The 8,316-nt window shown below is 53.0% G+C and carries 7 protein-coding genes and 1 pseudogene; 2 read left to right on the top strand and 6 right to left on the bottom strand.

Annotated elements, in window-relative coordinates; genetic code table 11:
- Positions 1 to 79: pseudogene (locus tag ACR0BF_RS19990) on the top strand (integrase); the annotation flags it as partial.
- Positions 80 to 232: 153 nt separating this feature from the next.
- Here ACR0BF_RS19990 and ACR0BF_RS19995 read toward each other — a convergent pair.
- From ACR0BF_RS19995 to ACR0BF_RS20015, 5 genes are read right to left on the bottom strand one after another with little or no spacing between them, the layout of a single operon-like run.
- Entirely contained in the window at positions 233 to 991 is a 759-nt protein-coding gene (locus ACR0BF_RS19995; RefSeq protein ID WP_480607194.1) for an SDR family NAD(P)-dependent oxidoreductase, read from the bottom strand.
- 18 nt (positions 992 to 1,009) lie between these two features.
- Positions 1,010 to 1,831: an ABC transporter permease gene (locus ACR0BF_RS20000; protein WP_480521120.1), complete on the bottom strand. Its 822-nt coding sequence runs from the start codon at positions 1,829 to 1,831 to the stop codon at positions 1,010 to 1,012.
- A 7-nt stretch (positions 1,832 to 1,838) separates the two neighbouring features.
- Positions 1,839 to 2,690, bottom strand: coding sequence for an ABC transporter permease (locus ACR0BF_RS20005; RefSeq protein ID WP_480521118.1), 852 nt, complete (start codon positions 2,688 to 2,690; stop codon positions 1,839 to 1,841).
- A gap of 38 nt (positions 2,691 to 2,728) precedes the next feature.
- The gene (locus ACR0BF_RS20010; protein WP_480521116.1) at positions 2,729 to 3,892 is read right to left on the bottom strand and encodes an ABC transporter substrate-binding protein; all 1,164 of its coding nucleotides are present in this window, start codon (positions 3,890 to 3,892) and stop codon (positions 2,729 to 2,731) included.
- Positions 3,893 to 3,926: 34 nt separating this feature from the next.
- On the bottom strand, positions 3,927 to 5,027 hold the full coding sequence (locus ACR0BF_RS20015) for an ABC transporter ATP-binding protein (RefSeq protein ID WP_480607189.1): 1,101 nt from the start codon (positions 5,025 to 5,027) through the stop codon (positions 3,927 to 3,929).
- Between the two features lie 153 nt (positions 5,028 to 5,180).
- Here ACR0BF_RS20015 and ACR0BF_RS20020 point away from each other — a divergent pair, with 153 nt between their 5' ends.
- On the top strand, positions 5,181 to 5,948 hold the full coding sequence (locus ACR0BF_RS20020) for a helix-turn-helix transcriptional regulator (protein ID WP_480625645.1): 768 nt from the start codon (positions 5,181 to 5,183) through the stop codon (positions 5,946 to 5,948).
- 272 nt (positions 5,949 to 6,220) lie between these two features.
- Here ACR0BF_RS20020 and ACR0BF_RS20025 read toward each other — a convergent pair whose 3' ends face one another.
- On the bottom strand, positions 6,221 to 8,113 hold the full coding sequence (locus ACR0BF_RS20025; protein ID WP_480625646.1) for an amidohydrolase: 1,893 nt from the start codon (positions 8,111 to 8,113) through the stop codon (positions 6,221 to 6,223).
- Positions 8,114 to 8,316 lie beyond the last annotated feature (203 nt).

Below are 8,316 nucleotides of genomic sequence, written 5' to 3' on the forward strand. Positions count from 1 at the left end.
CAAAGTGGACAGTACGGTGCGTTACCTTGGCGTCGAGCTTGAAGACGCGCTTAGTATTGCCGAACGTATCGATCTTTAACGATTTAGGCGGGCGGGATCGTCCGCTCGCCAATCCCAAGCAGACATTCGAATCTCCGGTTCACATTCCCTTCAGAGCCCAAAGCGGACTGAAATGTTTTCGCAAAAAATGAAGTGCGGCTATAGACATTCTCTTGAGCGGTCTAACCCATCACTAAATGCATTCACCGCCATCGATAACCAAGGCTTGCCCCGTCATAAAAGCGGATTCATCTGAAGCTAAATAGACGATCCCATGGCCAATCTCTTCAACTGTCGCCCATCGACTCATAGGGATCGCCTGCTCGATGTAGCCTTGCAGTTTGGCACGACCACCCATCTGCTTTTCGAAGCCTGCATTGAAGGGGGTGTCTACAAATCCTGGACAAAGGGCATTGAAACGGATTGCGTGGACAGCGTAGTCGGCTGCCATCTGCCGGACCATCGCAACAGCTGCGTGCTTTGTAGTCGCATAGGCGATCATACCCCGGTCGTATTGAACCCCTGAATTGGAAGCAGTGACGATCACGCTGCCTCCACCTTGTGATTTCATATGGGGGACGGCTGCGCGCGCGGCAATGAAGTGAGCGCGGACATTCAATGCCCAAGAAGCATCCATTCCATCTGGTTCCACTTCTTCCAGCGTTCCTTCGATCTGCAACCCAGCATGAGAGTGCAACACGTCAAGCCGACCGAAGTTTTTTACTGCTTCGTCTATGGCTTTGGTAAGGGCATCGTCATCGGTCACATCAAGCTGTATGGCAGATGCTTGATTCCCCTGCGCAACGATCGCGGCCACAGTGGCTTCAGCAAGTGTTGCATCGCGATCCGTTACCACAACATGCGCACCCTCTTGTGCCATTGCCATTGAACCTGCCCGACCAATTCCTGATCCCGCGCCCGTCACGAGCGCGACTTTACCTGCAAGCCGCATTTCACTTGGCTCCTTTATTTAACTATTCGATTTTGAGGCGCCTCGGCGCAAAAGCAGTTGCGCTGCAACGAGCAACAAGAGCGACGCGCCCATAACCATAGCGCCAATGGCATTGATCTCGGGAGTTACGCCGCGCCGGATGGATGAGAATATGTAGATTGGCAGGGTTGTCTCCGAGCCAGCTACGAAGAACGCGATGATGAAATCATCAAATGAGAAAGTGAAGCTGAGCAGAAAGCCTGCCAAAATTGCCGGTGCTATCAACGGCAGCGTCACCTGCCGAAAGGTGCCCCAAGGCGTCGCAAAGAGGTCAGCCGAAGCTTCCATGAGGGCACGGTCCATACCCGATAGCCTTGCACGTACGATGATTATGACCAGCGCCATTGTGAACATGGTGTGTGCGGCGACAAGCGTGGGCATCCCCATGGAAAGTTGCGGGGGATTTGCTCCATCGGGCCATAGGCTCGCAAGAAGCGGGTTTAGCCAGCCGAATACGGTGACTAGGGCAATGAGTGTCGCGATACCGATGACGATACCTGGTATCATTATCGCAATATAAATCATCGCATCGAACAAAGTTCGGAGCCATCCCTTAACCCCTTGTAAAGCGATGGCCGCCATGGTTCCGAGTGTGGAGGCGAGGCAAGCAGTTATGAATGCCGCAAGCAGACTGGTCTCGAGCGCGTCCATAACAAATGGGTTGTTGAGCGCTTTGCCATACCATTGGGTCGAGAACCCCATGAACTGGCTTGCGTGTCGTCCGGCATTGAAGCTGAAAAGCGCGATGATGCCGATTGGAATATAGAGAAAAAGGTAGACGCAAATCGCGTATAAGCGCATCGGACCCTCACATCAGCGAGACATCTTCGCGCTGGCCACCCAGGCGCGAGATGAATTTCATGTAAATTGAGACAGTGACAAGCATTACGACAACCAGCGTCATTGCGACCGCCGATCCGTACGCCCAGTTTCGAGACTGCAGGAACAGATCCACCAGCGCATTTCCGACGAAAAAGACCTTTCCGCCGCCCAAGATCGCTGGGATCAGAAACTCGCCCATCAGCAAGATGAAGACCAGCATGCAGCCTGTTGCGATACCAGGTACCGACAGAGGAAGTGTCACCTGACGGAACGTACGCCATGGGGTAGAGCCGAGATCAGCCGATGCTTCCAGAAGGCGTTTATCCAGTTTGTCCAAGCTTACAAAAATCGGGAAAACCATCAAAGGTAGATACCCATAGACAATCCCGACAAGCACAGCGAAGGGCGTATTTATCAGGCGGATATCATCGATGCCGATCGACTCCAGTAAAGCGGGCAAGCCACGCCCCCCAAGGATGAAAATCCATGCGTATGACCGGATCAGGATCGATGTCCAGAACGGCACGATTACCAGAATCAACAGCGAAGTTCTCCACTTTGGTGAACAACGCACCGCAAGAAAGTAGGCGAGCGGATAGGCAATTACCAACGCAGCGATAGTCCCCAGAGGTGCAAGGATCAAAGTGTTCTTAAACGCCGTCCATCGCGCAGGAAGGTTGGCATATTGTTCCAAAGTGAACGCTGGAACATAGCCTCCGGCGGCACCCCGTTCGCCAAAGGAAAAGACGAAGACGACCAGCAGAGGAAGGGCAAGCATTACCAAAAGCCAAACTCCTGCCGGTGCCAGCAACAGTGCTTTTCTGCCTCGTTCGGTCATATTGTCCTCGTCTTTTCCGATATTGGCGGCCTTACCGCTTAGGCCGACTTGAAGCGGGCGAGCAACTCGGCACGGTTTGGATCGGTTAGCGTAGCCGCCGCGCCAAACTCGAGCGCATTCAGAAGGTCAGCTGCCGGATAAAGGATCGGATCTTCCAGCAATTCCTTCGGCAGCAACGCATTGGTGCGAGCATCAGCCGATGGATAGCCATGAGCGAGGACTTCTTTCGCATTAACTTCCGGGTTCAGCAGGAAGTCGATCAAGGCATAGGCGGCATCCAAATGGGGCGCGCCCTTCGGAATAGCGTAGTAGTCGGACCAGAGTTCACCGCCCTCAGCTCCCAGAACGTAGGCGATTTCAGGCATGTCGACATTCATCTGCTTGCCGTCACCTGTCCAGCACATCGTCATCCAAGCGTCACCGTTGCGCATCGGTGGCTGATAGTCAGACGAAATTGCAAACAGATGCGGCTTAGCATCCAGCAACAATTTCTCTGCATCGGCCAGTTCCTTCTCATCGACCGAGTTGAAGGAATAGCCAAAATACTTCAGGGCATTACCGATAGTGGTGAGTTGGTAATCGTGCACCATTGTCCGGCCTGAGTAACCCGCCATAGTCAGGTCCCAGAACTCTTTCCATGTGGTTGGAGTCGGAGCGCCATCAAGCTTGCTGGTATTCACTGCAAAGCCGGTCGTGCCCCAGTTTTTCGGCACCGCGTAAAGCTGGCCATCGACAGAACCAGCATCGGAAAAGCGCTGTTCGAATGAACCTGCGTCGTAGTTTGGCAGTTTGGACGTATCGAGCGGGATGATCAGATCTTCACCCACATACGTAGTGATCGTGTAATTGGTTGGAACGAACACGTCCCAGCCAGAGCCTCCGGCCTGCAACTTTGCCAACATCTCTTCGTTCGAGCCAAAAACATTGACCTGAACATGGGCGCCGGTGGCTTCCGTGAAGGCTTCGAAGTTCATCTCGTCATGGTAGTTCGGCCACGTGGCGAGGATCACTCGGTCGCCAATGTCTCCGGCAGCAAATGCCGGGCGTGGACGCAACCCAGGCATGGCCGTGCCCAGAACGGCCGTTGCCATCCCAAGACCTGTCACGCCCAAAAAATGTCGCCGGGTGACCGAACCCTTTTGGTACCGGCGAAGCTCTTCCATGAACTTTTGCTTGGAAATAGTCCCGTTATCATTGGTCATCGTGAACCTCTCTTTTGTTGGATTGCGGGAGTTGTTATTTTTCAAGGATCAGCAGTGCGCCTTCGCCCCATGAGACAAAGGCTTGCTCTCCTGCATTGAACGTCCCCTCGTTCAATTCCGCTTGCCTTGGCACAAGCACGTGGAAATCACCCAGTGCTTCGTTGCGCGCAAGGTATTCTGTGTGCTCCCCAAGGAAGATCCGATTTTTAATGGTAACTGGCAGAGCAATTTCAGCTGTGGGTAGCGCACGGGTCAGCGTGATCTGTTCAGGACGGATACTGACGCACACTTCCTGTCCTGCATCTATTGGAATCTCCGGAGTTCCGTGCACCTTTTGGCCACTCGCTAAACGCACAGTGATTTGGTCGGCTACTGCGTCAGTTACAGTTGCATCAAAGAAATTCGAGGTGCCTACAAATCCAGCCACGTAACGGCTGCGGGGCATGTCATAGAGTTCGCGTGGGCTGCCTACCTGCACAATACTGCCACCTTCCATCACACAAATTCGGTCGGACATTGAAAGCGCTTCTTCTTGGTCGTGCGTGACGAGGACAAAAGTTATTCCCAGTTGTCGTTGCAGGTTCTGCAGTTCAAACTGCATTTCTTTTCGAAGCTTTCGATCCAGAGCAGCCATTGGTTCATCGAGCAGCAAAAGCTTGGGCTCGTTTACGATCGCACGCGCCAGCGCGACGCGTTGCTGCTGACCACCAGACATCTCCCAGATGCGACGTGGGCCAAATCCACCAAGACGGACAGTTTCCAGCGCTTGCTTAACCTTTGTCGCGATTGTTTGCTTGTCTATGCGTGGTCGTTGTTGGCGCAGGCCGTACGCGATGTTGTCGAACACGCTCAGGTGAGGAAAAAGAGCGTAGTGCTGAAACACCATGTTGACTGGGCGATGGTGCGCATCCAAGTCGTTGACGACTTCGCCATCGAGCAACACCTGACCTTCGGTTGGTTTCTCGAAACCTGCCAGCATTCTTAGTGCTGTGGTTTTGCCGCAACCAGATGGGCCCAAGAATGACAGAAACTCTCCTTTCCCAATGGAAAGATTCAGGTCTTTGGCAGCGACCACATTCCCGAAGGTCTTGGTCACTCCTCGGAGTTCCGCAATCGTCTGCATGGTGACGCTCATGTCAAAGCTCATATACTGCCGTTTTCCTTTTGCTTGATTTTTTGGCATTTACTGGCATACCACTCAAACAAGAAAAAAGTAACAATAACTCGGAATAACTGTATATACCACAATTAGAGTATAGAGGTTCTTTTCGAGAATCTGGAGCGGCGTGTGTACGATTGGATGGAAGAGGCCGGCAGGGTCGTGGAGAAGATCGGAACCCCAGAATTTCCATGTGCTTTGGCAGATGGCTTGCGGCAGGTCGCACCATTCGATTTTACAGTGGTGTTTGGCCATGTCGGAACCGAAGCACCGATAGACCTTCACGACGATTTTCCCAAAAGCAAACGGCGTATTTTTGTTGAGGATTACCAAGCGGGGCCCTACGTACTTGATCCATTTTTTTTGGCCGCGACAAAACCGATAACACCGGGTCTGTACCGCATGCGCGATATCGCACCGGACAGGTTCTATCAGGGCGAATACTATCGCAGCTATTACAAAAGGACTGGGTTAGCAGAGGAGATTGGCTACTTTTTCGATATCCCAAGCACTGGGATGGTTGTGGTCTCGCTCATGCGATCAGTGAAGCCTTTTTCAGCCAAGGAAATTCGTCATTTGCACGCTCTATGGCCGCTCGTTCGGGCAGCCTGTTGCAAACATTGGAGTGACTTTCCAACGATGACCCGCGGCGCCGCAGCAAATGGCGTTAGTCGTCGCGTCGATCTTGCTTTCCAGGCATTTGGCGATGGCGTTCTGACGCCACGAGAAAGAGAAGTCGTTGAGTTCACGTTGAAGGGCCATTCGGCAGAAGCTGTCGGCACAATTCTCGGCATCTCTCCAGGCACAGTCCGCATCCACAGACGCAACATTTACGCGAAACTTAGGATCAACTCGCAGGGTGAGCTTTTTTCAAAGTTCATTGAAAAGGCACTTTAAAAAGTTCCTTGAACACCCACTTTGTCCGCATGGCCGCCGTCGGTTGATCGTGCAGCATCGGTCACTGGGGGCTCCGTGCTGCGGTTAGGGAAAATTTAGTGAATTTCTGCTGCGCGGACGAAGTCGACATTCACTTTTGCATAAAGATTACGACGGCGATTGCGCCAAAAATTCCGCATCAAAAGCTTGCAGAAACAGGCTATCCCGAGCGCTCCCGCCTCAAGATCAAGTGCGCGAGATTTCGGTTCATTCCGCTCCCAGAGCGAACGTGCCTAAAGATGAGCGTGAACAACCGAAAGCGCGTGATTGAGAGTGTTTACTGCGAACTCTCTTTGGCTGTCCGGATCATTTAGACGCAAACGTGCATCTTCCTGTTCTGCCTTGTAGCCCACTGGAAACTTATCACCTTCCAATACTGTTCCCCAAACCTGAATGTCCTTGATTGCCATGGGATCCACAGTCAATGGGTTGTCATCCAAAATAGTGAAGTTCGCTCGCTTGCCAGGTTCGATACTGCCAAGGTCCCGTTCAAGACGATGAGAATAGGCGGCGTTGATTGTCACTCCACGTAAGGCCTCTTCGACCGGGACCGTCTGATCCTGTCCTGCTACCCGACCGGAACTCGTCACGCGGTTCACCGCACACCACATTAGGAACAATGGATCACCGGGCGCCATCGGCATATCGGAATGCAGTGACCAGGAAATACCCGCTCGATCCAGATCACCAAGACGGACCATTTCATTGGCGCGTTCAGGACCAAGACCGGTTTTACTGTATTGATCCGCAAGTGCCGTCACGTAGTAGGGATTTGCGGAAACAATCGCGCCCAGACGTTTGATACGCATGACCTGATCGGGCGCACTCACAGCAAAGTGCACGATCACCGTTCTATGATCGAAACGAGGGTTTCTGCGCAAGTTCCGCTCTAAGGCGTTTAATACACGGTCCAACCCGGCGTCACCGTTGACGTGAATATGAACTTGGTAGCCCGCGTCCCAATAGGTTTGAAATGCACGCTCAAAGGCCGACAGGTCCATCATCCACTTGCCATGGTAATCGCCAAGCGGATCGTCCCTCAGTTGAATGGCAAGGGAATATATCGCACCGTCCGCAAAAAGCTTGACGCTGCCTTTGGACATACTGGTCTTGCCACCATACCAGTCGACAAGTGCTTCTGTCTGTTCGATCACATCTTCAGCATTGTCATATTTGGCGATCAGGCTTCTTCCATCTGGAATGAAGCTCCACCGGAACGGCATTGAGGGTGCGGAGAATACAGCGTTCACCGCATCCTGAACCGGGCGTGCCAGAATGCCGCCTGGCTCGTTGCCGTAGGTCACGCCCTTCGCATGCATGTAATCGCGCATGGTCTCCAAACCAGCGCGAAACTTTTCAGGGGTTGCCACGTATGGTGCAATCAAAGGCAGAACTGCAAACAAACCCTGTTCCCAGAAGTGTCCATGCTCAAAGCTGGATTGCATCTTTTCTGAGTCGGACCAGGCGTCCATGACCTCTTCGGTAACGCCCGCGGCCTCCATTGCAGCAGAATTCAGAATGAATTCGTGGCATGAGCGGGCCCACACAAAGATAGGGCGTTCGCTGCTGATCTGGTCAAGGTCCGACCGTGTCAGTGGACCATAAAATGCCGCGTGGTATCCCCATGTCATGACAGGGGTGTCCGGGTCTTGCTGACCATTAACAGCTTCGGACAACCGTGCCAGAAAGTCATCCTTGTCCACAACGGCGCGCGATAAACCCTGTGGCAAGTCCCAGTCCTCTATCGAAAGAATGACGGACGAAAGGCTTAAGCCGCCCAAAACTGGGTGATCATGCTGGGCGATAAAGCCGGGAACGATGATAAGGTCGGCGAATGTGTCATCAACGGTGAAGGGCTGTTCACCAATCGCCTCTTGGACTTGCTCTCTAGTGCCGGTCGCCAAAATCCGACTGTTTACAACAGCAACGGCTTCGGCGCTTGGAAGGTCGGGATCAAGTGTGACGATCTCGCGAGCCGTAAAAATCGTGACTTCATCAAGATTGAGTATCGCTCCGCCAAGATCGGTCAGCGTGCCTTCTTGCCCGAACAATGTACTCGGAGCAACGAGGATCGTCGTGCTCGTCAGGAAGGACCTTATAAACGCCCGTCTGGAGTTGTTTCCCATGGTGGATGCCTCTCCCTAATGCACTTACTAACACAAAATACGCAGATGTCCGCAATTCGGACATCGATCGATTTTCCCCAAACAACCGCTCTGCGGATGGGGTGGATGGCGTCTGCAGCCAACCGTCGCGCTTTGCGGCAAACTGCAGAAGACATCTTCTGCAAGGAAAGGAGCCCCACCATGGAAGTCACGACAATAGGATT

The organism is Ruegeria sp. AG7, assembly GCF_056541545.1.